General features: G+C 32.2%; 23 protein-coding genes, 1 other RNA gene and 1 pseudogene. 13 read left to right on the top strand and 12 right to left on the bottom strand.

The annotated features are described in order from the left end of the window. Positions 1–268 precede the first annotated feature (268 nt). Positions 269–2,878, bottom strand: coding sequence for an ATP-dependent chaperone ClpB (clpB, locus tag ACVC5O_RS08230; RefSeq protein WP_452220997.1), 2,610 nt, complete (start codon positions 2,876–2,878; stop codon positions 269–271). A gap of 270 nt (positions 2,879–3,148) precedes the next feature. Between clpB and ytxJ the strand changes: the two genes are divergently transcribed. Further along, entirely contained in the window at positions 3,149–3,529 is a 381-nt protein-coding gene (gene ytxJ, locus ACVC5O_RS08225; protein WP_452220996.1) for a bacillithiol system redox-active protein YtxJ, read from the top strand. 79 nt (positions 3,530–3,608) lie between these two features. On the opposite strand, the gene ACVC5O_RS08220 is transcribed toward ytxJ, so the two are convergent. Beyond that, complete coding sequence (locus tag ACVC5O_RS08220; RefSeq protein WP_452220995.1) at positions 3,609–4,106, bottom strand: hypothetical protein; 498 nt, start codon at positions 4,104–4,106, stop codon at positions 3,609–3,611. 112 nt (positions 4,107–4,218) lie between these two features. Further along, positions 4,219–5,400, bottom strand: a complete 1,182-nt coding sequence (locus ACVC5O_RS08215; RefSeq protein WP_452220994.1) for a hypothetical protein — start codon at positions 5,398–5,400, stop codon at positions 4,219–4,221. A 77-nt stretch (positions 5,401–5,477) separates the two neighbouring features. On the opposite strand from ACVC5O_RS08215, the gene ACVC5O_RS08210 reads away from it, so the two are divergent. Beyond that, on the top strand, positions 5,478–6,233 hold the full coding sequence (locus tag ACVC5O_RS08210) for a sulfotransferase domain-containing protein (protein ID WP_452220993.1): 756 nt from the start codon (positions 5,478–5,480) through the stop codon (positions 6,231–6,233). A 1-nt stretch (position 6,234) separates the two neighbouring features. On the opposite strand, the gene fahA is transcribed toward ACVC5O_RS08210, so the two are convergent. Continuing rightward, positions 6,235–7,527, bottom strand: a complete 1,293-nt coding sequence (gene fahA, locus ACVC5O_RS08205; RefSeq protein ID WP_452220992.1) for a fumarylacetoacetase — start codon at positions 7,525–7,527, stop codon at positions 6,235–6,237. A gap of 210 nt (positions 7,528–7,737) precedes the next feature. Between fahA and ACVC5O_RS08200 the strand changes: the two genes are divergently transcribed. Continuing rightward, the gene (locus ACVC5O_RS08200; protein WP_452220991.1) at positions 7,738–9,009 is read left to right on the top strand and encodes a serine hydroxymethyltransferase; all 1,272 of its coding nucleotides are present in this window, start codon (positions 7,738–7,740) and stop codon (positions 9,007–9,009) included. Between the two features lie 77 nt (positions 9,010–9,086). On the opposite strand, the gene ACVC5O_RS08195 is transcribed toward ACVC5O_RS08200, so the two are convergent. Then, entirely contained in the window at positions 9,087–10,643 is a 1,557-nt protein-coding gene (locus ACVC5O_RS08195) for a hypothetical protein (protein ID WP_452220990.1), read from the bottom strand. 110 nt (positions 10,644–10,753) lie between these two features. After that, on the bottom strand, positions 10,754–11,788 hold the full coding sequence (locus ACVC5O_RS08190; protein ID WP_452220989.1) for a glutaminyl-peptide cyclotransferase: 1,035 nt from the start codon (positions 11,786–11,788) through the stop codon (positions 10,754–10,756). Between the two features lie 88 nt (positions 11,789–11,876). On the opposite strand from ACVC5O_RS08190, the gene ffs reads away from it, so the two are divergent. Together ffs and ACVC5O_RS08180 are read left to right on the top strand one after the other, a co-directional pair. After that, an RNA gene (gene ffs, locus ACVC5O_RS08185) (signal recognition particle sRNA small type) lies at positions 11,877–11,975 on the top strand. 124 nt (positions 11,976–12,099) lie between these two features. Beyond that, complete coding sequence (locus ACVC5O_RS08180) at positions 12,100–12,900, top strand: SDR family oxidoreductase (protein ID WP_452220988.1); 801 nt, start codon at positions 12,100–12,102, stop codon at positions 12,898–12,900. Positions 12,901–12,902: 2 nt separating this feature from the next. Here ACVC5O_RS08180 and ACVC5O_RS08175 read toward each other — a convergent pair whose 3' ends face one another. Then, positions 12,903–13,967 (bottom strand): hypothetical protein, encoded by a 1,065-nt coding sequence (locus ACVC5O_RS08175; RefSeq protein WP_452220987.1) that lies wholly within the window; start codon positions 13,965–13,967, stop codon positions 12,903–12,905. Positions 13,968–14,158: 191 nt separating this feature from the next. On the opposite strand from ACVC5O_RS08175, the pseudogene ACVC5O_RS08170 reads away from it, so the two are divergent. From ACVC5O_RS08170 to fsa, 3 genes and pseudogenes are all read left to right on the top strand, one after another. Continuing rightward, a pseudogene (locus tag ACVC5O_RS08170) lies at positions 14,159–14,269 on the top strand (short-chain dehydrogenase/reductase); the annotation flags it as partial. A 2-nt stretch (positions 14,270–14,271) separates the two neighbouring features. Next, complete coding sequence (locus tag ACVC5O_RS08165; RefSeq protein WP_452220986.1) at positions 14,272–14,703, top strand: hypothetical protein; 432 nt, start codon at positions 14,272–14,274, stop codon at positions 14,701–14,703. A 226-nt stretch (positions 14,704–14,929) separates the two neighbouring features. Continuing rightward, on the top strand, positions 14,930–15,583 hold the full coding sequence (gene fsa / locus ACVC5O_RS08160; RefSeq protein WP_452220985.1) for a fructose-6-phosphate aldolase: 654 nt from the start codon (positions 14,930–14,932) through the stop codon (positions 15,581–15,583). A gap of 74 nt (positions 15,584–15,657) precedes the next feature. On the opposite strand, the gene ACVC5O_RS08155 is transcribed toward fsa, so the two are convergent. After that, positions 15,658–17,076 carry a TlpA family protein disulfide reductase gene (locus ACVC5O_RS08155; RefSeq protein WP_452220984.1) on the bottom strand — a complete coding sequence of 473 codons (1,419 nt, stop codon included), beginning with the start codon at positions 17,074–17,076 and terminating at the stop codon, positions 15,658–15,660. Positions 17,077–17,238: 162 nt separating this feature from the next. On the opposite strand from ACVC5O_RS08155, the gene ACVC5O_RS08150 reads away from it, so the two are divergent. The 4 genes from ACVC5O_RS08150 to ACVC5O_RS08135 all read left to right on the top strand — a co-directional run bounded on the left by ACVC5O_RS08150 (position 17,239) and on the right by ACVC5O_RS08135 (position 21,713). Beyond that, entirely contained in the window at positions 17,239–18,864 is a 1,626-nt protein-coding gene (locus ACVC5O_RS08150; protein WP_452220983.1) for an ABC-F family ATP-binding cassette domain-containing protein, read from the top strand. A gap of 328 nt (positions 18,865–19,192) precedes the next feature. Continuing rightward, positions 19,193–20,053, top strand: a complete 861-nt coding sequence (locus ACVC5O_RS08145) for a hypothetical protein (RefSeq protein ID WP_452220982.1) — start codon at positions 19,193–19,195, stop codon at positions 20,051–20,053. A 1-nt stretch (position 20,054) separates the two neighbouring features. Further along, complete coding sequence (locus ACVC5O_RS08140; RefSeq protein ID WP_452220981.1) at positions 20,055–20,960, top strand: hypothetical protein; 906 nt, start codon at positions 20,055–20,057, stop codon at positions 20,958–20,960. Positions 20,961–20,978: 18 nt separating this feature from the next. Then, a complete protein-coding gene (locus tag ACVC5O_RS08135; RefSeq protein WP_452220980.1) occupies positions 20,979–21,713 on the top strand; it encodes a hypothetical protein in 735 nt (244 codons plus the stop codon). Positions 21,714–21,788: 75 nt separating this feature from the next. Here ACVC5O_RS08135 and ACVC5O_RS08130 read toward each other — a convergent pair whose 3' ends face one another. The 3 genes from ACVC5O_RS08130 to pheT all read right to left on the bottom strand — a co-directional run bounded on the left by ACVC5O_RS08130 (position 21,789) and on the right by pheT (position 24,749). Continuing rightward, on the bottom strand, positions 21,789–22,037 hold the full coding sequence (locus ACVC5O_RS08130) for a putative signal transducing protein (RefSeq protein WP_452220979.1): 249 nt from the start codon (positions 22,035–22,037) through the stop codon (positions 21,789–21,791). Positions 22,038–22,127: 90 nt separating this feature from the next. Next, a complete protein-coding gene (locus tag ACVC5O_RS08125; RefSeq protein WP_452220978.1) occupies positions 22,128–22,319 on the bottom strand; it encodes a hypothetical protein in 192 nt (63 codons plus the stop codon). A 3-nt stretch (positions 22,320–22,322) separates the two neighbouring features. After that, positions 22,323–24,749, bottom strand: coding sequence for a phenylalanine--tRNA ligase subunit beta (gene pheT, locus ACVC5O_RS08120; protein WP_452220977.1), 2,427 nt, complete (start codon positions 24,747–24,749; stop codon positions 22,323–22,325). A 325-nt stretch (positions 24,750–25,074) separates the two neighbouring features. Between pheT and ACVC5O_RS08115 the strand changes: the two genes are divergently transcribed. Then, positions 25,075–26,289 (top strand): peroxiredoxin family protein, encoded by a 1,215-nt coding sequence (locus ACVC5O_RS08115; protein ID WP_452220976.1) that lies wholly within the window; start codon positions 25,075–25,077, stop codon positions 26,287–26,289. 155 nt (positions 26,290–26,444) lie between these two features. On the opposite strand, the gene ACVC5O_RS08110 is transcribed toward ACVC5O_RS08115, so the two are convergent. After that, on the bottom strand, positions 26,445–26,819 hold the full coding sequence (locus ACVC5O_RS08110; RefSeq protein ID WP_452220975.1) for a glyoxalase: 375 nt from the start codon (positions 26,817–26,819) through the stop codon (positions 26,445–26,447). Positions 26,820–26,954: the final 135 nt, after the last annotated feature.

Here is a 26,954-nt window from a genome sequence, read left to right as displayed (position 1 = left end):
TCGTTCCTTCTGCTGAATGACAGATTATATGTCATTTAGAGTGAAGCGAAGACTCTATAATTATTATAAAGTTTTAAATTCTCCAGTTTTATAATCGTATTTTTAATTAATAACTAATAGAGATTCTTCAGTCGTTTCTTCTTTTGAATGACAAGTAGAGATTCTTCATTTGTTTCTTCTTCTGAATGACAAGTAGAGATTCTTCAGTTGTTCCTTCTTTTGAATGACAAGTGATTACAATTGAATCTTCTACTGAATGACGAAAGAATTAAAACTCTTCCGCCACCAAATCGCCTTGGTTTCTAAATACTAATTTATCGTCAAAAGCATCTAAAAGTATAATACTATCTGTAGTAACATTACCCGAAAGTATTTCTTTACTTAAGGCATTTAATACTTCTTTTTGTATCACTCTTTTTACAGGTCGTGCTCCATATTCTGGATTATACCCTTTTTCTGCTAAATAATTTATAGCTTCTGGAGTGGCATCAAAAGTAATGCCTTGTTTCGCAATCATTTTTGTAATGCCTTTAATTTGTAAACCAACAATATCTTTAATGTTCTCCTTGTTTAGAGGTGTAAACATAATAGTATCGTCTATTCGGTTTAAAAACTCTGGTCTTACTGTTTGCTTTAGTAAGGCTAAAACATCCACTTTTGCTGCTTCGATTGCAGAATCAATATCCTTAGTGGCTTCAAAACGCTCTTGTATAATTTGACTTCCCATATTAGAGGTCATGATTATAATAGTGTTTTTAAAATCGGCAACACGTCCTTTGTTATCTGTTAAATGACCTTCGTCTAATACTTGTAATAAAATATTAAAAGTATCTGGATGCGCTTTTTCAATTTCGTCTAAAAGCACTACAGAGTAAGGTTTACGTCTTACAGCTTCGGTTAACTGTCCACCTTCATCATAACCAACATACCCTGGAGGAGCACCAACTAATCTGCTCACAGCATGACGCTCTTGGTATTCACTCATATCTATTCTGGTCATGGCACTTTCATCATCAAATAAATACTCAGCCAACGCTTTTGCAAGTTCTGTTTTACCAACTCCTGTTGTTCCTAAAAACAAGAAGGTTCCTATTGGTTTTTGCGGATTCTGTAAACCTGCTCTCGAGCGACGTACAGCATCACTTACAGCAACTATAGCTTCTTCCTGGCCAACCACACGTTTGTGAAGTTCGTCTTCTAATTTTAAAAGCTTTTCGCGATCACTTTGTAGCATTTTAGTAACAGGAATACCTGTCCATTTTGCAACAACTTCTGCAATGTCCTCATAAGTTACTTCCTCTTTTATTAAAGAGCTTTCGCTTTGATTTTCTTGTAATTGCTTCTGTAATTTATCTAATTCTTCTTGCGCTTCTTTTATTTTTCCGTAGCGTAATTCGGCTACCTTACCGTAATTACCATCACGTTCTGCTCTTTCAGCTTCAAGCTTAAAGTTTTCGATATTTTGTTTTGTATTTTGGATATTATCTACAACCTCTTTTTCACTTTTCCACTTGGCATTAATTTCGTTTCTTTCTTCCTTTAAATTTGCTAAATCCGATCGTAAACTCTTCAGTTTTACTTCGTCTTTCTCTCTTTTAATGGCTTCAATTTCAATTTCTAACTGCATAATCTTTCTATCTAAAACATCTAATTCTTCTGGTTTAGAATTGATTTCCATACGCAATTTAGAAGCAGCCTCATCCATTAAATCAATGGCTTTATCTGGTAAAAAACGATTGGTAATATAGCGTTGCGATAACTCTACAGCTCCAATAATAGCATTATCTTTAATACGTACTTTATGATGTGTTTCGTACTTTTCTTTAATACCTCTTAAAATGGAAATCGCACTTTCTGTATCTGGTTCATCAACCATTACTTTTTGGAAACGACGCTCCAGTGCTTTATCTTTTTCAAAATATTTTTGGTACTCATCTAAAGTGGTTGCGCCAATAGCTCTTAACTCACCACGAGCTAATGCTGGTTTTAAAATATTAGCAGCATCCATTGCACCTTGTCCACCACCTGCTCCAACAAGGGTATGGATTTCGTCTATAAATAGTACAATATCGCCATCACTTTCGGTAACTTCTTTAATAACGGCTTTTAGTCGCTCTTCGAATTCGCCTTTAAATTTTGCGCCTGCAATAAGTGCTCCCATATCTAGAGCGAAAATTTGCTTATCGACTAAATTTTCTGGGACGTCTCCATCAATAATTCTATGTGCTAAACCTTCGGCAATTGCAGTTTTACCAGTACCTGGCTCACCTACTAAAATAGGGTTGTTTTTGGTACGACGCGATAAAATTTGAAGGATTCTTCTAATCTCTTCGTCGCGACCAATAACAGGATCTAATTTTCCATCTCTAGCTAATTGGTTGAGGTTTTTAGCATATTTATTTAAGGAATTATAAGTTTCTTCTTGGCTTTGAGAAGTAACTCTATCGCCTTTTCTTAGCTCATTAATTCCTGCTTGTAATGCTTTTTCGGTCACGCCTTGATCTTTTAGCATTTGAGCAATTTTACTGTTAGATTTAAAAACTGCTAAAATTAAATGCTCGATAGATACATAATCATCGTTCATTTTTTTTGCAATAATAGATGCTTCGTTTAAGGCTTTATTAGCCTCTCTAGACAGCATTAAGTCGCCTCCAGAAACTTTAGCAAAGCTCTCTAATTGCTTGTCTAACGCTTGCTGAAGTATGGCTATGTTAACATTTAACTTTTTTAATAAAAAAGGCAAAACGTTTTCATCAACCTCAAAAATGGCTTTAAATATATGCTCATTTTCAATTTGTTGATGTCCTAAGCTTTGAGCGAGCTGCTGTGCTTGCTGTATGGCTTCTTGTGATTTAATAGTAAAATTATTAAAATTCATAATTTATGTTGTTTTTGTTTTCCTTTTTACAAGGAATGTTCTGTATTTAATTTCTCAATTTTATAATTGTAATTGGAAAACTATTATTAATTTTCTTTTTACATTTAGCTACATTTCAATTACCTTACCAATTGAAATTACAAGACAAAATGTCTGTAGAACGCACTGTTTGTGTGACTTTTAGTCAGTTTGTAATTTTAAAAGAAAGGTTTCGACTATAAAATATATAAAAGATTTCCGTCTTTGCGGAAATGATAAAGAAGATTATTTATGTTTAAAAAATTATTTGGAAGCTCTAAAGAACCAAAAGAAGAAAAGCTTTTACCTTGGAAACCGTTAACTACAATAGATCAGTTAGCAGTTATAGAACAATTATCTAAAGGCAAAACACAAGTTATATTTAAGCATTCTACACGTTGTGGAATAAGTAAAATGGTGATGAACCAATTTGTTGCTTTGTTTGATGTTGATGCTAATTTAGATTTATATTATCTTGATTTACTAAGTTATAGAGACGTTTCTAATGAGGTTGGTTACAAATTTCAGGTGTTACATCAATCTCCACAACTAATTGTAATTAAAAATGGAGTAGCAGTTGCTCACGCTAGTCATGGTGCAATTAATGAGATTGATTTGAGCAAATTTGTTTGAAAGAATTTATGAATACTATTATAGCGCAAAAAACTCCCAAATCACTTTGGGAGTTTTTTGTATATTATTTATAAACTATTTAATCACCTGTAGATGTAGAATGATTGCAATAAGATGATTGAGTAGGTTCTCCAGCACGATCACATTCGCATCCTCCATCTGAAGCAAATGAACATTTTGAGCAATTTACTCCTGTGCACTTTTCACCATCAGATAAAAATCGTAATGTTTGTGAACCATCTTTATGTTTTGATACTTCGATTTTTTGTCTAAATACAATATGATTGCCATCAGAATCTAAAGCCTTTCCATATAAATAGTCTGACTTATATAAATCGACATATTTAATTTCAAAATCTTTAATGTTATTTAAGTCTTTAAAAATATCTGACTTTAAAATTTTGCCACGTAAATTAGAAGCATAAGTATTTAAGTCTTTGTTCTTTTCAATTTTTAAATCATATTTACTTAAAGTTGTTAAATTTTCGCTTTCCTTTTTTTCTTTTTTAGAATCACAATTAAATAGAAAAAACACAAAGAATAATGAAGTTAATGTAATTGTTAATTTTGTTTTCATTTTTAATTAATTTAAGATTAACACACTTCAATATAAAAAAAAATATAAGAGTAGTTAATTTAATAACTTATAAACCTAAAAACTCCCAAATCACTTTGGGAGTTTTTTGTTTTTAGCTTCTAAAACTATATCTGGTTATAATGTGTTTAAGCTTCAGTTTTAAATCTTCGCCAGTATCGTAAACCATTTGCTCGTTACTTGGAAAATGTTGTCTTCTGTTTCTTAAAATTTCTAAGTCTTCAGCAGTTAAAGCTCTTTTGTCTCCTCTAACATTAGCGTATAGATTTTCGAATATAAATTTACTATCTATAGGAAAGCTTTCTAATACTTGGCTTTGTTTTAAATCTGAGTAAACAACTCTTGCGATAACTTGCGTAGATTTTAATTGATTAAACTCAAAAAATCTAGCTTTTGCAGTTATAATTTTGTCTTGCTTGATGTCGTTTCCTAAACTATCCTGTACTACATTTCCGCTAGCATCTAAAACATATTCCCAACCATCTACAATGTTCTTTTTTCTAATTATTTGTCTTTCTGTAATACGTTCTGGCGACACATTAATACGTTGTAATTGTAGTTGCATTGCATAATCATAATCTATACTATTGTTTGCATTAGCATGGTAAACAGTCCAAAAATCGTTTAAGCCATAAGTGTCAAAGTTTAATAAATCGGTTTGTAATCTCGCAGGAATTAATTGATGTGTTTGATTTTCGATAGAGACTAAAACGTAATCTGTGCCTTGATGATGTGCTGCATCCATTAAACTTCTAATGTCCTTGTAATTAGGATTTATACGTTCTATTTCATTTAAAATTGAATACGCTTCTCTATTATCTAATTTATTCTCACTATTCATTAAAGCAAGAGCAGTAGTATATTTATAGTCTGAAACCTTTGCTCTGTACTCAACAATTTGATTAGAATACTCATTAAAGTTTAATTGAAGCGTTTTACCTCCAATTTGTAAAGAAAGCACAGCTTTTATAGCATTTTGTCTAGCCTCTAAATCTAAATAAGTATTAAAAATAGCTTCAAAGGTTTCAGGATTTGTTTCTTTTTTAAGTCTCGAAATTCTATTGTGATCCTCTGCAACCACTTTGTAGTAGGCATCTTTAAGCATAATTATGTAATCTTGCTTACGTTTTTTATGCTTGTTGTTTTCTAATTTTTTTAAAGCATTGCTAATGGCAAGGTCATAATTGCCAGAGTGTAATTGCTTTTCAATTTGTTTTCTTCCAACACAAGATGTTAGTACTAGAAGAAGTGCTGCTAATAGTGTAATTTTTTTCATCTGTTTTGTGTTTAATGGGTTGCTATAATGTAGATATTTCAATTAGTATGCCAAACAACATAAAACATTGCAACGTAATGTTTAAATTTGAGGCTAATAGAATACATTTCTATCTAAAAACAAACACATTATTTTACACTATGCTCATCATAGCTATACCAAAAAGCGCAAGTAGTTCTTTATTAAAAACAGTGTCTGAAGCTCATAATATTGAGGGTGTTCAAGATTTTTCATTTAGAAATAACGCTATACCAAATGGCTGTAATATGTTACATACTGTGCACTCTGATATTAGAGAATTAACTCCGGAAATAGTGACAAATTTATGTAAAGACAGTAGGTTGTATAAACAGCATATTTTTCCTAGTGCAATAAATTTAAAGCTTTTAGAGGATAAGAAAAAAGTTGTGCTTTTAAGAGAACCAATAGAAATTCTTGAAGCCTATTTACGAGGCGCAAAATTTAAATTTAATGGCTTGCCTCCAAGTTATAGTGTGGATTTAACTACAGACCAATTATTAGAAAAAGCGAAACAAGATGGGTTTTACGATGATTTAGTTTTTTTTTATAACCAATGGAAGCAAAAGAGTGGAGTGGAAAACACTTTGTTTGTGGAGTATAATGCGTACATCGCAAATCCTAAAAAAACACTAAATGCAATTGAAGCATTTTTTGAGTTACCAGTAACAAAAACACCTGTAAAAGCGTTAAAAGCCAGATACGCAAAGGAATCTAGCTTTAAAAAATTTAAGGTTATAATAAAAACAAATGCAATTAAAGTGCTTAATGCATTAGGAATAAAAAACGCTGTTAAAGGTATTTTTAAACCTTAAGTTATTTTGAGTTTTTAGGCGAGTAAACAGGTAATATTTTTGTAGAGACTTCTCCAAAACCAATACGTGTACCATCTTTTTCGCAGTGACCTCTCATTATTACAGTATCGTTATCGTTTATAAATTTACGTTCTGTTCCATCCTTCATTTTAATAGGTTTTTCGCCTCTCCAAGTGAGTTCTAACATCGAACCATAAGAGTCTGGTGTTGGTCCAGAAATTGTACCACTTCCCATCATATCTCCAGCATTTATAGGACAACCATTTATAGTATGGTGTGCTAATTGCTGCGACATATTCCAATACATGTGTTTAAAATTAGATTTAGAAACCACAGTTTCTTTAGCACCTTTAGGTTTAATAGCAACTTCTAAATTAATATCGTAACTCTTTTTCCCTTTAGTTTTTAAGTAGTCTAATTGTGGTTTAATAGGCTTAGGACTTTCTACTCTAAAAGGCTCTAAAGCGTCTAAAGTAACAATCCAAGGCGACATACTAGAGGCAAAGCTTTTTGCTAAAAATGGTCCTAATGGTACGTATTCCCATTTTTGGATATCTCTAGCAGACCAATCGTTAAATAAAACTAAACCAAAAATATATTCTTCGGTTTCTTCTATTGGAATAGGCTCGCCTAAATCGTTAGCATCTGTAGTAATAAACGCCATTTCTAACTCAAAATCTACCAATTTACTAGGTCCAAAAACAGGCTCTGTTGCTCCAGCAGGTAAAGTTTGTCCTTGTGGCCTGTGCACAGGAATACCAGATGGAATGATAGAGCTACTACGTCCATGGTAACCAACAGGTATGTGTAACCAGTTTGGTAATAAGGCATTATCAGGATCTCTAAACATTGTACCAACATTTGTGGCATGTTCTATGCTTGAGTAAAAATCTGTATAATCACCAACTTGTATTGGGAGTTGCATTTCTATTTCGTCTAATCTAAAACAAACTGTTTCCTTATGTTTAGTATTGTCTTTTAATTTAGAATTGTTACTATCAAAAATTTCAGCAATTCTATTTCTAACCAAACGCCATGTTTTTCTACCATCAGCAATAAAATCGTTTAATGTATCTTGAAGAAAAATATCATCGGTTAATGGGATGCCTTCAAAATATCCTAATTGATGTAAAGCGCCTAAATCTATAGCTGTATCTCCAATACGAGTTCCAATGGTAATAATATCGTCTCGTGTTAAAAATACACCAAACGGAATGTTTTGAATTGGAAAATCAGAATTTTTATCGACATAAAGCCAAGACGATCTATTTGGGTTGTTTGCGGAAAGTGGCATAGTTTTGTTTGATTATTGGTTTGTAAATGCGACTCAAACCTACATAAATTTTTTCATTTTAAATTAATTTTAAACTTAAATTATATATAAAATTTTAGACTTATAAACATATTTAAAAAGATAATAACAATATTACTAATTAAGTGGTTTTTAGACTTAATAAAGCCTAGTATTTATTATTTTTGTTTTTTTAATTTAACACTATAAAATATGCAACGCGACGCTCAAATTTTTGAATTAATAAAGGCAGAACACGAACGCCAACTAGATGGTATAGAACTTATAGCATCGGAGAATTTTGTGAGTAACCAAGTTATGGAAGCAGCAGGTTCTGTACTTACTAATAAATATGCAGAAGGGTATCCTGGTAAACGCTATTATGGAGGTTGTGAAATTGTAGATGAAGTAGAAACTATTGCAATTGAGCGTGCAAAAACCTTATTTGGTGCAGCTTATGCTAATGTGCAGCCACACTCTGGTAGCCAGGCAAATACTGCAGTTTTTGCAGCGTGTTTAAAACCAGGAGACACCATATTAGGTTTCGATTTATCTCATGGAGGCCATTTAACGCATGGATCTCCAGTAAATTTTTCTGGTAAATTATACAACCCTGTTTTTTATGGTGTTAAAAAAGAAACTGGTTTAATTGATTACGATCATGTAGAAGAAGTTGCTAAACGCGAAAAACCAAAACTAATTATTGCAGGCGCTTCTGCTTATTCTCGCGATATGGATTTTAAACGTTTTCGTGCTATTGCAGATAGTGTTGGAGCATTATTACTTGGTGATATTTCACATCCATCTGGTTTAATCGCCAAAGGCATTTTAAACGATCCATTGCCACATTGCCACATTGTGACGACAACAACACATAAAACATTGAGAGGTCCAAGAGGTGGAATGATCATGATGGGAAAAGATTTTGATAACCCATTTGGTTTAAAATTGAAAAACGGAAACTTACGTAAAATGTCATCCTTACTAGATTCTGGAGTGTTTCCTGGTAATCAAGGAGGTCCTTTAGAGCATATTATTGCTGCTAAAGCCATTGCTTTTGGAGAAGCTTTAACCGATGAGTTTTTGCATTACATGTTACAAGTAAAAAAGAATGCAGCTGCCATGGCTGAAGCTTTTGTACAAAGAGATTACCACATTATTTCTGGCGGAACAGATAACCACATGATGCTTATTGATTTAAGAACTAAAAATATTACAGGTAAAGATGCAGAACAAGCATTGGTAAAAGCAGATATTACTGTAAATAAAAATATGGTACCATTTGACGATAAATCGCCATTTGTAACTTCGGGAATACGAGTTGGAACACCAGCAATTACAACACGTGGATTAAAAGAAAAGGATGTGGATGCGATTGTTGGGTTAATTGATGAAGTCATTACAAATTACGAAAACGAAGACAAACTAGCAAAAATAGGAGCAAAGGTTAATGCGATGATGAGTGGTTTACCACTATTTGTTTAATATTATAAATTCGCTTATGCGGAATAAAAAATGCCTGCTCAACAGCAGGCATTTTTATTGTATAATTTTATTACTGGTTACTCAAAAGTAATATGTTGGTAAGCTCCTAAATCTGGAGAAGCTGTTCTATTAACTCCTAAAATATCGTTTGGTACTTGATTAGAGAATAGTGTGTTTCCTTGGTTATTTGCTTCGGAATTGTCTCCAATAATCAAGTCGTTTTCATTGGCATCTCTAAAGTCTGGTTCTTCGTTAAAAATTACGTTTTCGTATTTAGTGGTGTCGTTAAAATCGTAATTACTTCCTGTAAAGGCATTGTTGGTATCGTTAAAGCGCACTAAACAATTAGTAAACTTAAAGTTAAATGTAACTGCTGCATCTTCAACTTCATCAATAATAAATTCAGGATTATCGTTTCCGTAGATTATGCAGTTGTTAAAATTAGCTTCAATTAAATCGACAATAAACGTGGTTCCATCTGCGTCTTGTATAAAATTATTAACCAGTAATGCAGGAAACTGTCTAAAACTATTGTTCCAATAATTAGCAATCGTACAATGTGTAAAATTATATTTTCCGCCAACAGTAGCTGCTAAAGAGGTTTGTCCAGAATTATTAATAACTAAGTTTTCGCCTGTAATTGAGGTGTTTCTGGCTAAAATACCAAAGTTGCTAGAATTATAAATTTGAGAGTTTGTTATCGTTAATTTATCGGTTGCTGCATTGGCATTTCCATCGCTTAATACTGCAACAGTTGCATTTTTAATTGTTGCATGATTAATCACGTTATTCACACTATTTTCAAACAGCCAAATCGTTCCCCATTGTCCTGGTACATCTGCAAAAATTGGCTCTAAACGGTCGCCTTCAAAAATGACTTCGTTTTCTAATAATTCTTCGTCATTACTTAAAGCGCCATTAACTTGTAATGAGGCGTTTTCTGAGACTAGAATCCCAGAATTAGAATGAAAATGGACACGTGCACCAGCATCTATAGTTAGTGTTTCTCCGTTAGGAACAGCTGCATAGCCATAAATAACGTAGGGTTTTTGGTTGGTAAACGTTAACTCTTCATCTAACAACTCACGTCCCTGAATTTCGGTTTCTATTTGTTCTCCTCCAACTTCTAAAGTTAGAGTTTCTATAACTCCAGTGGTGTTGTCTCGGTCTGGATAAATAAATACAGCATCGCGAACCAAGGTCACTAATTCTACTTCCTGTTGGTTTGAACCAGAATCAAATTGTATTTGGTCTGTATATAAAAATGTGCCATCTAAAGTTGGTAAATTGTTAATATCTATAGTGGTTTCAACAAAAACAAATAAGCTATCGTTAGCTAAAATTTCTACATTTTCGAAATTTTTACCAGCAATTCCATCTACGTTTAATCGGTATTCCGAATTCTCTCCACGTGCTAAACCAACAAAAGGAATACTAATATCTTCATCACTATTATTATACACTTTAAGATTATAAGTACTAGATCCAATATTTGTAAACACAGTGTCTAAATACACAGTGTCTTTGGAAAAGCCTAAATTTCCTGTGCTTGGTGAGAATTCAAAATCCTTTCGGCATGAACTCCAAGTAATTATAAATCCAAGGCAAAGTATAAAGTAGAGAGTGTTTTTCATTATGTAAAATCTTAGTTGTTGTGCGTTTTTAACACGTAAAATAGTTGGATACTGTTTAAGCGCTAAAAATATAACTTTTGAAATTAGTAATTATTATGTGTTGGGATTATTTAATTCTCAATAATCCTAACCTCAAATAATTTATCCCATCGTTTTCCTGTTACAAAAATGGTTTCTGTTTCAGGGTTGTAAGCAATACCATTAAGGACGTCTAATTTGTCATGTTGTGTTACTTTCTTTTTTAATGACGAAAAATCTATTACAGCTTCAGTTGCTCCATTTTTAGGATTAATGATTACCACACCATCTTTTTGATAGATATTTGCGTAAATTTTTCCGTTTATCCATTCTAATTCATTTAATCTACCAATTTTTCCTTTATGAGTATAGACTTGGATGTTACCCTCTTCGGCTAAGGTGTCTGGGTTTAGTTTCCATATTTTTTCGGTACCATCACTTTTATAAAGTATTGTGCCATCGTTACAAAATCCCCAACCTTCTTTGCTTGCTCCATATTTAAAGCTGCTTTCTTTTTCTAAAGTTTCTGGATTGTATATAAATCCTGTACCTCTTTGCCATGTTAGTAAGTATAATTTGTTGTTTAAAACGGTTAATCCTTCGCCAAAATACTCTTTAGGTAAGTCTATATTTTTAGAGACTTCACCTGTTTTATAATCTACTTTACGCAGTTTAGATTCGCCATATTGGCCAGTGCTTTCGTAAAGTATGCCATTGTTAAATTCTAAGCCTTGTGTATAGGATGTGATGTCGTGAGGATAGGTGTTTACAACCTCAAAAGAAAAAACTTTTGGAGCTACTGTGTTTAAAATAGAGATTGGTTTTGTAACAGTTTCTGTTTCTCCATCGTAATTTACAGTGGCCACAAGATCATATTTTCCTAGTGGATGATTACTAAGCGAAATAGGATTTGAAACAGATTTGCCATTTAAAGTGTAAGTTACTGACTCTATTTCGTGGTTTTTTGGGTTTAATAACTCGAAATTTAATACTTCGTTATAGGCTATAGCATTGTTTTGAGCACTAGTTTTTAATGAAAACTCATTTTTTTTTTGCTTAGAACTGCCTCCACAATTAAAAAGTAGAGTAGTTAAAAATATGATTGTAAGTGATTTAAAGACTTTCATAATGTAAATTAATTTGGTAGCAAGTTATTTATTAAAATTCAGTATAAAAAATCATTGTGAAAATTTTAAAAGATTGTATCTTTGCACTCGGCAAGTCCTACACAACTAGCTCCTGTTGAATCCTCCAGGTCGGGAACGAAGCAAAGGTAAATGGTTGTAGCAGTGTGATGTAGGTAGCTTGCCTTTTTTTGTGCCCAAAATTTAAATCTTGAAAGCGATACGCTAATCAAGATTTTTTAGTTTAATACAATACCTTTAAAAGATAAATCTCATCAATAATATTGTATTTTTGAAGCTTTAATTTTACAGTTATGTCTAAAGTTGTTTTAATTACTGGTGGATCGTCTGGTATTGGTAAATCCATTGGAGAGTTTCTTATCTCAAAAGGGTTTACGGTTTATGGTACAAGCAGAACACCTAAAAACTATCCTAATAGTCAATTCCCAATCGTTGCTTTAGATGTTAAAAAAGTAGAGACTATACACTCTGCTATTGAGACTATAATTACTAAAGAAGGCAAAATAGATGTTGTAATTAATAATGCTGGTGTTGGTATTACTGGTCCTATTGAAGAGATTCCGATGGAACAGATGCAACATAATTTCGACACTAATTTTTTTGGTCCAATACAAGTTATTAACGCAGTTTTGCCACAAATGCGACTTCAAAATGAAGGATTAATACTTAATATCACTTCCATTGCAGGTTTTATGGGATTACCTTACAGAGGCATTTATAGTGCAAGTAAAGGAGCCTTAGAAATTTTAACTGAAGCTTACCGAATAGAACTTAAAGATTTTAATATTAAAATGGCAAATATTGCTCCTGGCGATTTTGCTACAAATATTGCAGCTGGTCGTTATCACGCTCCAGTAACAGAACATTCTCCATACAAAAAGTATAAAAGTGTTTTAACAGATATTGATGCGCATGTAAATAAAAGCAGTGATCCAATTGCAGTAGCTAAAAAAGTATATGAGGTTATAAACACTAAAAATCCAAAAACACACTATAAAGTTGGTGCTTTTATGCAAAAATTCTCTATTGTATTAAAGTTTTTATTGCCTGATAAAATGTACGAGAAAATGCTTATTAATCATTATAAGCTTTAACGTTAGTAAGTGGTAATATGCTCGTTTGGTACACTGTGTAAATAAGTGTCAATGACTTCTATATAACAAGTTTCTGGTACTATACTATATTTAATCCAACCATAATAGATCTGACTATCTATAGTCATTTCCACAAAAGTAGTTGCATCTTCTAACATAACAATTGAGGCGTCCATACTGTCTGTGAACATTGATCTCCAATGATTATATTGTTTAAAGGTTGTGTCATCATAATCAACGTAAGTGGTTAGGACTGCAAAATCACCATTAAATGGATACCCATCTTGAGAATCCATTTGGTCAAAATCATTTTTTGGAAATAAAACAGAATTGGATTGTGCAATTAAATCAGTTGCCAATAATTGGTTATCACTGTTTAACGGATTTAATGTAATGCTAGAGCTTAAAAAAGAAGGCATTGTTGTCGCGTTAGAGGTGTATTGATCAAAACTAAAGTCGTTTACACCATCATTGTTTACATCTATTAATAGTGGTAATTGACTGTTGTAACAGTCTTCAAACGACGTATATTCTGTCATTGTATCAGTCTCAAAATCATCCATTGATAATGTTAAATAAAACGAACGCTCTATGTCTATTGTATTACCACTAAAATCTGTTGTACTATAGTTTAATTTCCCAATAAATTTTTCATCTTCAATCCACTCTTGCATGCTAAAGATAACATCTTCTGTGTATTCGTTAATAGTTGTGGGAGCATAAAATTCATCATCTACCCAAGTGTAAGCATGTTCCAAAACAATACAGTCTTCGCTTTTAGAAAAAACAAAATATTCTTTACTTTCACAATAAAAAACACAATCAGTTTCATGACTTAGTGCTATTGTCGTTTCAGTAAAGGTAACGTCCCATTCCGTATTAAGAGAATTTAATCCTGTAGAGGTATTTGTTTCTGTAAGATTTAAAATTTCTTCGGGAGCACATGCTATTTCTTCTTCCATTTCTTCAACTATAGCAATATCATCTACAGTAGGTTCATCAATATCAGCATTGCAGTTAAGCAAAAAGACTAGTAAAACTAGTGATAATAGCGTATTTAATTTCATTTTTTTTTTTTTTTTTTATTTTTTGGTTGAACGAAATTTATTACACTAAAGTAAGTAATATTTTTTGGGGAAATAAAATTATTTTTTATTTATAATATTTACTAAAGTTTAACGCTAACTTTGTACTGTGTTCAGGGTTTTGAGTGTGCTTTTTTTATTAAATAAAAGCACGTGATTACTATTAAAAGTAAAAAACACATTATAAAGTTGGTGCTTTTATGCAAAAATTCTCTATTGTATTAAAGTTTTTATTGCCTGATAAAATGTACGAAAAAATGTTTATTAATCATTATAAGTTATAATAATGAAAAGACTATTAGCTACTCTTTGTATAGCTGTTGGTTTTACACTTCCGCACTTTATTACCTTTAAATACGTTTGCGAAACTAGTGAGCGTTGGCCTCATTTTTATGGATTTCCGTTCGTGCAGAGTACAAATGGAACTTGGGTGTTTTCTATGTCTGGTAATTTATTTATTTCGGGTTTTATTGGTAATGTTTTATTTTGGAGTGTATTAATTTATGGATTGGTTTATTTTTTAGATTCTATTACATCTAAAATATTTAAGACAGTAGGTAAGGTGATTATTGTAATCTTATGCGCTTTGTCTTTGTTTATTATTTACTTTGAAGTTTTTGTGTTTGATTGGAATGTGCATTGGAGTCATAATGATTTTAAAATGAGCTATTATGAACAAGATTTAGACTGCGAGAGAACTTTTGAGTTTTTTGATTAGAAATGTTAATATCATTTAATATCATTTTTAGAACCAAATAAACATAAATTGTAACTTCGCATCGCGTTAAGGGTTACTGAATCGTACTTATTTAAAAAGTAAAAATTTGTGAGTACTTCGTCATTGAAGTGGCATTTTTTTTACTTTTATACATGGAAATAAAGAAAAAACAAATAGCCTTTTAAAACGCTCAAATTATTAATAACACAACTTAAATTAATTATAGATGAAATTTTTTATTGATACTGCTAACCTTGCACAAATTAAAGATGCACAGGATTTAGGAATTTTAGATGGTGTAACTACAAACCCTTCACTTATGGCTAAGGAAGGGATTACTGGACACGATAATATTTTGAAGCATTACGTGGATATTTGCAATATTGTAGATGGCGATGTGAGTGCAGAGGTTATTGCTACAGATTTTGATGGAATGGTTAAAGAAGGCGAGGCTTTGGCTGAGTTACACGAGCAAATTGTGGTAAAATTGCCAATGATTAAAGATGGTGTAAAAGCGTGTAAATATTTTAGCGATAGAGGGATAAAAACGAATGTTACTTTAGTATTTTCTCCAGGACAAGCATTACTGGCTGCAAAAGCTGGAGCAACTTATGTGTCTCCTTTTATTGGTCGTTTAGACGATATCTCTACAGATGGTCTAAACCTTATTGCCGAAATTAGACACATTTACGATAATTATGCGTTTGAAACCGAAATTCTTGCGGCTTCTGTTCGCCACACTATGCACGTTATTGATTGTGCTAAATTAGGTGCAGATGTAATGACTGGTCCTTTAAGCTCTATTGAAGGGTTGCTTAAACACCCTTTAACAGATATTGGATTGGCTAAGTTTTTGGCAGATTATAAAAAAGGAAACTAGTTTAGTTTTTAAAATTGTATTATAAAAAAGAAGCCTTGTAATCACAAGGCTTCTTTTTTGTGCTTTATTTTAATTTATTTGCTTACTAAACCAAGTAGTTCCTGCTCAAAAGAAATATTAAACATATTAGCTTTAGAATTTACTATTTTGCCTTCCTTGTCTAAAAGTATAACTTTATTTATAGGATTTGCTGCTAGCAACTCCTTTGTAGCATCGTCAATGATGTGGTATTCGTTATCCACTTTATAATCGTATTGTTTTAATAAATTTTTCCACGCTACATTGTTATTACTATTTACGTTTATAGCTATAAAATTTATTTTTGGATATTTTACTTTAAGCTCTTTAGCTTTAAAATGGCTATCTATAAAATGGCTTTTATTATGGTAAGACCAAAAATAGATTACGGTTGGCTGTTTAAGGAGTTTAGAGATTTCAATGGTATTGTTTTTGTAATCCTCAACAATAAAATTAGGCAGTTTGTTTCCTATTTTTAACTGTTTACAGGAGTTTATATAGGCGTTTGCAAGCGCTATATGTTTTTTATTTTTACTAGTTTGATTAAACACTTTAAACATAGCATCGTAATCTTCGATATTGTTAGACGCGTTTACAAAATGAATCATGGTTTGGTTTAAAAGTGCATCTTTAATTTTTTGATTACTTATTTTCTGGTCAATAAGCTTCATTTTATGTAAATTAAAATCTAGAGAGGCTTTATTAAACTCTGTATCTTTAGAGTGTTTAAAATGCTCTTGTAAAGCAATATTGTTGAAGTGAGATCTTAAAAAGGTGTAGTAAGGATAGTAGTCTTTTAAGGTTTCGTCGTTATAATCTATTGTTTCTCTATAGTCATAAAAATTAGCTGGTAAAGCCTTAAAGTTATCTAGCTCATTGTTTTTATAATTTACAAATGGATAGAGTTCTTTTATATTATAATTACTGTAATTAATATTTGCTTTTGCAATTTTTATAAACAACTCTGAAGGATCATGTTTTTTTATAAACGCACTTAATTCTTCTTCTTTTTCGTTTTTAATTACCTCTACTTTTTTTTCAAATTCTAAAGGCGATAATTGCGTTAAACGTATGGTTTGTTTGTTTTCAGATTCGTATTCTAAATATTTGTTTATAAGGTAGTTGTTTTTTTTAGAGCCTTTGCCTGTAAACACTAAAGACTCATCAAACTCTAAGGTATTTAACCTAAATACAATACTATCTTTAGGTTCTAAAATAGCCAATTGGTATTCACCAGCATGATAAAAACTATAAATCCCTGGATTTATATCTTCAATTTTGTATAAAAAACGGTTGTTTTTATCTAGTGTAAGAGTGTCTAAAGCAGTATTGGACTTGTAAACTATCACAAAATTACTTTTTGGATTAACAATTTCTCCACCAAAGTAAGTGAAATCTTTAGTTTCTGTTTGAGAATCTTTTTTACAAGCTGTAAATAGAATTAAGGCTAAAAATGTAATTTGTAGAGGCTTCATAAGGGAACTTAAACGACTAAAATTAAATATATCGTATAAACAAAAATATATGTTGTAACTCTAAACTCTTGTTAACGCGCTGTTAAAGTATTAATAAGCTAGTAATAATTATTTATTATAGATTGATTTGATTAATTTTGCAAAAAAATTAAAAGACAAACTATGTTATCAGTTTCAAACCTTTCGGTACAATTTGGTAAGCGTGTATTATTTGATGAGGTAAGTACTACCTTTAATAATGGTAATTGCTACGGAATTATTGGTGCTAATGGAGCAGGAAAATCTACATTTTTAAATATTTTAGCAGGAAAACAAGAACCAACCTCTGGAAGTGTACACTTGGAGGCAGGTAAACGCATGTCTGTTTTAGAGCAAGACCACAACAAGCACGATGAGGATACTGTTTTAGAAACTGTAATTAAAGGGAACAAACCTTTATATGAAATCAAAGCTGAAATCGATGCCTTGTATGCAGATTATACAGATGAAAATGCCGAAAAAATAGGAGAACTCCAAGTACAGTTTGAAGAAATGAATGGTTGGAATGCAGATAGTGATGCTGCAGCACTACTTTCTAATTTGGGTATAAAAGAAGAACACCATTACACAGTAATGAAGGATTTGGATGGTAAACAAAAAGTACGTGTACTTTTAGCACAAGCTTTATTTGGAAATCCAGATGTGTTAATTATGGATGAGCCTACCAATGATTTGGATTACGAAACCATTTCTTGGTTAGAAAACTTTTTGGCAAATTACGACAGTTGCGTAATTGTTGTCTCTCACGACAGACACTTTTTAGATGCTGTTTGTACACACATTAGTGATATTGACTTCGGAAAAATTAACCATTTCTCAGGAAATTATACGTTTTGGTATGAGTCCTCTCAATTAGCAGCAAGACAACATGCACAGCAAAATAAGAAAGCCGAAGAGAAGAAAAAGGAATTAGAAGAATTTATACGTCGTTTCTCTGCTAACGTTGCCAAATCTAAGCAAGCAACCAGTAGAAAGAAAATGATTGATAAATTAAATATAGAAGGCATAAAACGTTCTAGTCGTCGCTATCCAGCAATTATTTTTGAAAGAGAACGTGAAGCAGGAGATCAAATATTAAACGTTGATGGTTTATCGGCTACATTAGAAGGTGAAGTACTATTTAAAGACATACATTTTAACCTTAATAAAGGCGATAAAGTTGTTGTGTTTTCTAGAGACTCTAGAGCTACAACTGCTTTATATCAAATTTTAAACAATAAAGAAAAGCAAGATTCAGGAACCTTTGCTTGGGGCGTTACAACCACACAATCGTATTTACCACTAGATAATAGTGAGTATTTTAATAACGATTTGAGTTTAGTAGATTGGTTACGTCAATGGGCAACAACAGAAGAAGAACGCGAAGAAGTATATATAAGAGGTTTTTTAGGAAAAATGATTTTTAGTGGAGAAGAAGCATTAAAAAAATCTAATGTATTATCAGGAGGAGAAAAAGTACGTTGTATGCTTTCTCGTATGATGATGGTTAGAGCTAACGTATTAATGTTAGACGAGCCAACAAACCACTTGGATTTAGAAAGTATTACTGCGTTTAACAACTCGCTTAAAAACTTTAAAGGCACAGTATTATTTTCTACACACGATCATGAGTTTGCACAAACATTAGCAAACAGAGTAATAGAGCTTACACCAAATGGTGTAATCGATCGTTATACAACGTTTGATGAGTATATGCAAGATCCAAAAATTAAAGAGCAACGTCAAAAAATGTACGCTGTAACAGCATAAACCATACAAATAGAACTAAAAAGCCTCAAAATCTTTGATTTTGAGGCTTTTTTTATGCGTAAAATTGTTAGTTTTTCACTATTCACTATTCACTATTCACTATTCACTCTATCAGGTATAAACCCCTTTTATTTAAGGGTAAACACCTTCTTCAAACTCAGTGTAACACATCCCTTATAGTTCTGGTTCTTAAACGAAATTTGCAATAACTAAAAGACTAGCATACAGTGTTTTAATGAAAAAAAACATTGTTGCGGCTTATAAGTGAAAAACAAAAGGCGACATCCGAAAAGCCTAAAACGAGTAGGAACACTTAAATACACATATTATGACGTTAACAGAACACTCAGATGCTATGGGTAGATTTCAAGAATCAGCATTTAATACCATATTAAATGAATTTATGCTTCAAAACCCAAAAACATTTAATTACGCTACAGCAAAGGTGAAAAGAAACAATAGATTTTGTTCACCAATTGCAGTAAACCCTATTCTTAATGCTATGGGAATAGACAAAAGCACTTTAGTACCAAAATTACCAATTATAGGCTCTACAGATCCTAGTCTTGGTGTGGATTATAGTGTCCAAATTAAGGAGCTAAAGGTTGATTTTAGTCCAGCTTCAAGCATTCAATTGCCATCAGAATTAGGAGGATTGGCAATACAACAATTTGCTTTAAAAGGTAAAGTTTGTGCTGGTTTAGGATGTGGTCAAATTATTTCAAATTGGATAGATAACGATGTGTTTCTTTCAGAAATAAAAGGATCACCAATTAAATTATCTAAAGATAAATTGAAAGTTTCTAAAGCTAAACTAAAAAAAGACAAAGCATTAAAAATTGGCAAAGGATTAGTATTTGCGCCTTTAGATTTATTTAAAATGAATTGTTTCTGCTTAAGCCTTTACGCAAAAGTGGTATTGATACGAGAAGGTAATTTTTTAAAATTAAGACTTGTAGGTATAGAATTAGAGGATATTTCTCCATTAGGTTTAGAAAACTCTATAGAATGCTATTTAAAGCAAATGCTAGATACTGTTGTTTTTCCTAAATTAAAACTATCAGTCGAGGACTTAATGTTTAATGCAGGCTCATATTTTAGTGTTGGTTTAACACCAACATCTGCAGCATTACCATTTAATCCAAACATTTCAAACAATTATTTATCAATCTTTTTAAATATAAATTAACATGCCAAATATAGATATAGCTTTTTCGGAAGATGCTGTAAAAGAGTTGTTTAATACAGCTAGAGACAGTGTAAACATAACAAAATCAGGGAGTTCAAACGGAGCATTTAGAGCGTCTTATAACGTAGGAGTGCGACTAGAAGGTGGAGACATCGATCTTAAAGACTCGCCAGATGAAATTAAAATAAGCGAATTAGATGTCGTTTACGATCCTTTAAATGTGACATTAGAAGTTGACATTCCAGAAGTGTGTGTTGGTGGATTTTGCATTATACCAAAGCCATGGCCTTGGAGTGGCTGCTTAGTGAGAGCACCAAGAATTTGCTTGTTTTCTGCAAATCCAGACATTAGTATTCCTTTAAATTTAGATGGTTTAATTCAATCTGAAATTTCTGGTGGTTTTAAACCTGTAATTAAGTTTTTTGATAATCCAGCAGGAACAGGACTAAACCAATACCAAGCTTATGCAGCAAATGCTTTAGATAAATGGCAATTGTTTTTAGAGGCAAGATGGTTGGATTTAGATATTATAGATTTTGCAGATACTATTGGTAACATTTTAGATGCTATTATAGATAATTTTATAAATAACATTTTTGGAGGTTTACCAGGTTGGGCAAGAGACATATTGAGTTGGTTATTAAATGGTATTAGTGATATTATTAGAGGTATTTTAGATATTGGAGATGATATCGACGAATGGCTTTCGGATCTATTAGGTGTTAGTTTTGGTTTATTCGATTTTATACTAGAAAAAGTTGCCAATCACTTTTTATCAGATACAACTTTATACGAAGTCGATACTCCATATCCTATTGTACCAGGAAGTACACCAGTATTATTGCCAATACATAATGTTGCAATAGATATAAAAGACGATGAGATAGTTTTAAGCGTAGACATATAACCCATAAAAATAACAAAAATGAAAAATTTTATAAATAAAAAAGTATTAGAAAACACGTCATTCTCTGTGGATACTGTTGGGCCTTTAGCTTATGTAGTTCATAAAATGAGTGGAGCAGGAAGTTACCAGATTGAGATTTACAATAACAAATCTTTACTTGTAAGTTCTGAAGTAGAATGTAGTGATAAGTTTGATAAAACTTCCGAAAACGTAGATTTACATCAAGTTTTAAGAAATAAGAGCTTACACAAAATTAGATTAAATAATGAAAATGGCTATTTGCTTTTTTACAACTCAAACGAATTTACCAATAATCGTATCGTTATAAAAAAAGGAAAAAACATTGAATTCGATAATCAGAAACCAACAAAAGCAGATATGTATGCTGTTAATTTATTACGTCCTGGCGTTTATAAATTAAAATCTAAATCATTAAAATCTGATATTACTGTAGATGTAGAATATCCTAAATTACAGGAAAGTAAAGAAAGCCGATTTAATGAGAGTTTTAAATTTTCTGCTGAAAACATTAAAACTGTAAAAACTCAAAAAATTCAGCCAAATCAAGGTCTTGTATTTAATTTAGGAAATGGTTTTGAAGATTTTAATATTGTAATGGAAAAAGAAAATGTGCCTAAAAAAGGCCAATCTATTAAAGAGCAAATTAAATTAGAAGCTCAGAAAATTGCGAAGCAAAAAAAGCAACGCGCTAATAAAAATTTTCATAAAAAATACCAATGGACTAAAAATTAGAATACTAAAAAAGCCTCAAAATTTTAAACTTTGAGGCTTTTTTTATGCGTAAAATTGTTAGTTTTTCACTTTTCACTATTCACCAGCATTAGCTTCCATCTCGCTACGTACACTCTCTACAATAGCAACAGATCTGTCTAACTCGTCGTTATTTACATAAAGCTCTTGTAACCCTTGGCTAAACGTTCCAAAACCAGCCATTCTAGCCGATTCACTTTCATCTTTAATTATAGGATTAATACCTATAGCTTCTAATCTATCGCGAATAAGTTGTACAACAATAAAATTGCCTGTAAATATTTTAATATATTCTGATCCTTCCATAATACTTACTTTTTTAGGGTTGAAGCATTTCAACATAAAATGCTATTACTAAATATACTAAAAAAGGCGGACTTTTAAAAGGAAAAGTGATTAAACTCTATCGTTAAAATATTTATAAATATAGTAGCCACCAAACAGTAAAAAAGCAGCTGCAAGCATTAATCGCAAGGTCGTATATTCTGCTCCTGCTACAAAGTGATTGTAAAAGCGATAAGCGCCTACGCTTATAAAAATAAGTCCAATAATTAGTAATCCATAACCTCTAATGCCTCGTTGTGCCATATATTATCGTAATTCGGCTTTAAGCTGACTCTCAAAATTAGATTGTAGCTTTGCCATTATTTTATCTATTTGTTTGTCTGTAAGTGTTTTATTTTCGTCTTGGAACGTAAAACTCACAGCATAACTCTTTTTTCCTTGTGGTAAATTTTTACCTTGGTAAACATCGAATAAATTAACCTCTTTTAGTAATTGTTTTTCGGTACGTTTAGCGATGTCGTAAATACTTTCAAAACGTACAGCATCATCTAACAACAATGCAAAATCTCTACGTACTTCTGGGTATTTAGGGATGGCTTTAAATTTAATGTCGTTATGCTTCACTAAATTTAAAATAGTATCCCAATTAAAATCTGCAAAATACACATCTTGAGAAATGTCAAAATGCTTCATTATTTTTTTAAAGACTAAACCAAATTCTACTAACTTGTTTTTACCTAAACCAAACTCTAAACCTTCAGCAAATAATGAGTTTTTAGAAGGTGAGGCTTTAAATCTAGAAATACCTAAACGCTGCAAAACAGCTTCAATAGTACCTTTTAAATAAAAGAAATCTGTTTTTTGTGCAGGATTACTCCATGTTTCTGCTGTTTTTTGACCAGTAACAAATACGGTTAAGTGTTTGTTTTCGGTTCTACTATCAGGATAATTATGGTATGTTTTTCCAAATTCAAACAGTTTTAAATCAGAGCGTCTTCTGTTTATATTATGAGATATGGCTTCTAAGCCAGAAAATAAAAGCGATTGTCTCATTACAGACAAATCGTTACTTAAAGGATTTAACATCGTAACATTGTGCTCGTCCTTTAAATGGTCTATTAAGCCAGTATAATCAGGACTAGTAAGCGAGTTTGCTAAAATCTCGTAAAAGCCTTGTGCAGCGAGTTGATTACCTATACTATTTTGGATGTTGTGATCGTCGAAACGCGACATGTTAGACATGCTCGCATTGAGTTTAGAGCTAAATTCAATATTGTTATAACCATAGACTCTAAGTATTTCTTCAATAACATCAGCTTCTCTAGTGACATCGTTTCTGTAAGCAGGTATGGTAAGTCCCAAGCCAGTTTCGGTAACGCTATTCACTTTAATATCTAAAGACGTTAAAATACTTTTAATCGTTTCTTTTGGAATTTCCTGACCAATTAATTTAGTCACATTCTCAAAACTAATACGAACCTGGAAGTCTTCAATTTTATTAGGATAGAATTCCATTATATCGCTCGTTAATTCTCCGCCAGCAACTTCTGTAATCAATAAAGCAGCACGTTTTAAAGCGTATTCTGTAATGTTGGGATCGATACCTCTTTCAAACCTAAACGAAGCATCTGTATTTAGTGCATGTCGTTTTGCAGTTTTACGAACACTTACAGGATTAAAATACGCACTTTCTAAAAATATACTTTCTGTGGTTTCTGTTACACCAGAATCAATGCCTCCAAAAACACCAGCAATACACAGTGGTTTTTCGGCATCGCAAATCATTAAATCATCCTCATGCAATTCGCGCTCAACACCATCTAAGGTTGTAAATTTAGTACCAGTTGGTAGTGTTTTAACTTCAATTTTATTGCCATTAATTTTATTGGCATCAAAAGCGTGTAAGGGTTGACCTAATTCGTGTAACACATAATTAGTAGCATCTACAATATTATTAATAGGAGCCAAGCCAATCGCTTTTAGTCTGTGTTGTAACCATTGTGGCGATTCTGCCACTTTTACACCAGAAATAGAAATACCACAATAGCGAGGCGCTAATTCTTTATTCTGTACTTCGATTTCTATTTTTAAAATTCTATTATCAACGTGAAATGCACTAACCGAAGGTGTAATTAGCTCTAAATTTATCTCCTTGTGCTGCAAGCCAGCTTTTAAATCGCGAGCCACACCAAAATGGCTCATTGCATCTGCTCTGTTTGGTGTTAAACCAATTTCAAAAACCTGATCATTTTCTATATTAAACAAGTCTGCTGCAGGAGTTCCAACAACAGTATCGTTGCTTAATACCATTATGCCATCGTGAGATTTTCCTAAGCCAAGTTCATCTTCAGCGCAAATCATTCCAAAGCTTTCTTCGCCTCTAATCTTTCCTTTTTTTATGGTCCAGGCTTCGCCTTCTTCAGCATATAAAGTTGTACCTATAGTAGCAACAGGGACTTTTTGTCCTGCAGCAACATTTGGAGCACCACAAACAATTTGCAAAGGCGCATTGGCACCAATATTAACGGTTGTTACCTTTAAACGGTCTGCATTTGGGTGTTGCTCGCAAGTAAGAACTTCACCAACAACAACGCCTTCTAAACCACCTTTTACACTTTGGTAAGTCTCTAAACCTTCTACTTCAAGGCCTAAATCTGTTAATAATTCGCTAGTTTGCTCTGGTGACCAATCGGTTTTTATAAACTGTTTTATCCAGTTGTAAGAAATCTTCATTTAATGTCTGTTAAGGCTACAAAGATAAAAATACTTGTGTGTAAAAAAACGCTTAAAACTGTTTTGTTTCAAAAATAATGTAAGATTAAAGGTTCCGTTTTTGTATTTCATCGTATAAAATAGAATTTGGTCTAATAGATGCATTTTGAAGTATGTAATTTTCCATAAATAGTGCTCGATTTTTAGATTCGTACCATATTTATATAGATTAGTTACACTAAAAGTAGGGATAATTTTAGTTGACGAAGGCATTGTTTTACACAATGCCTTTTTTTTATGTAAGTATTTTGTTGTTTCTTCGAATAACCATATAAAAAAGACACTTATGCGTTATTTAATTTCTATTGTTTTGCTTGTTGTTTTATGTGCTTGTACAACAAAGCCAGAAGTCGAAACACTAACTCCAGGCACGTACAGAGCAGAGTTACAGATTAACGACACTATAACTTTGCCTTTTGTTTTTAAAGTCGAAAACCAGAAAAAGCTCACCATTTTTAATGCGGAAGAACGGATTGAAGTCGATGAGATTGAGTACAAAAACGATTCGGTTTACATAAAAACACCAGTTTTTGAAGGAATTTTAATTGCAAAGCTTAATAACGAAACGCTAACAGGGAATTTTGTAAAACCAGAATTAAACCGAATAGTGCCATTTACAGCACAAAAAAACAATACACGTTTTAATAGTAGTGATAACGACGCTACATATAAGGTTACAGGAAACTGGGAAACGACGTTTAGTCCAAATTCTGAAGCCGATAAATACATAGCCAAAGGCATATTTAAACAAAACGGAAACACAGTAACTGGTACCTTTAGAACCGAAACTGGTGATTATAGGTATTTAGAAGGCGTACTCCATGGCAACCAATTACAACTTTCTACCTTTGATGGTGCACATGCTTTTTTATTTACAGGCACAGTTACAGACTCTACAATTAATGGTATGTTTTACTCTGGCAACCATTGGAAAGAACCTTTTACAGCAGTTCGTAACGACGCTTTTGAGCTTAAAGACTCTAATGCACTTACATTTTTAAAAGAAGGCTACGATAGTATTGCATTTACATTTCCTGATGCTAACGGAAACCAAGTGAGTTTAACCGATGAGCGTTTTAAAAACAAAGTAGTTTTAGTACAAATTATGGGAACTTGGTGTCCTAATTGTTTAGATGAAAGCAAGTACTATGCAGACTTTTATAAGTCCAATACAGATGAAGATTTAGAAATCGTCGCTTTAGCTTTTGAGTACGTTAAAACGGAAGATAAAGCCTTTGCCAACATAAAACGTTTACAAGATAGAGTAGGAGTAACGTATCCTGTACTATTAGCGCAAACAGGAACCACCAGCAAACAAAAAGCAAACGAAAAACTCCCAATGCTAAACCACGTATTAAGCTATCCAACCACTATTTTTATAGACAAAAAAGGAACTGTACGTAAAATCCATACAGGTTTTAATGGTCCAGCTACTGGCAAAAAATTTACAGAATTTAAAACGGAGTTCGAAGGTTTTGTAGGTGCTTTGTTGGAGGAGTGAGGGTTTTGGGAGTTTGGTTAATGGTCTCGGCTATAAGTAGTTGCGTGGTTAGCACTAAAGTTAGCAAATAAATCACAGATAGAAAGTCCGAGAGGACTTTCGTAAGTAGGCTATAACCAGCAATGAATTATACACATTCATGTAAGCAGTTTTTTCTACAGTGTTTTAGATTTAAAAATTCCGAAATGCCATAATATTCCACAAGGGTCGTGAAGGAAAAACTCGTTTCCCCATTCGTTATGTACTATTTCAGATAAGCGCACATTCTCATATTTTTCAGTCAACTTTAAGTTCCGTATGTATTTCAAAGTACTTTCTAAATTATCAACCTCAAAGAAAATCATTGAGTTATCAATCCAATCTTTCACATAAGCATCTTGTAAATAAAATCCGAATTCTCCAATGTAGAAATAAGACATTTTTTCAGATGTGATGACTTCTTTAAATCCTAAATCGAGATAGAAATTTCGAGATAGATTATAGTTTTTAGAACCAATAAATGACCTGATTGATTTTCCTGATAATTTCATTTTGAAATGTTTTTTTTAGATTTCTCTAATTTTTGATTTTCCTTTATCCGTTTTCAGAGGAATTTATATAAATTTCTGTTGCGCTTTGGAAATTGCTTACAGTGTACTCTTGATATCAAACGTTTCATTGTTTAA

It is taken from the genome of Lacinutrix salivirga (assembly GCF_053604675.1).
Note: the sequence above shows the minus strand (reverse complement) of the source record. Positions and strands in the feature narration are given on the sequence as shown.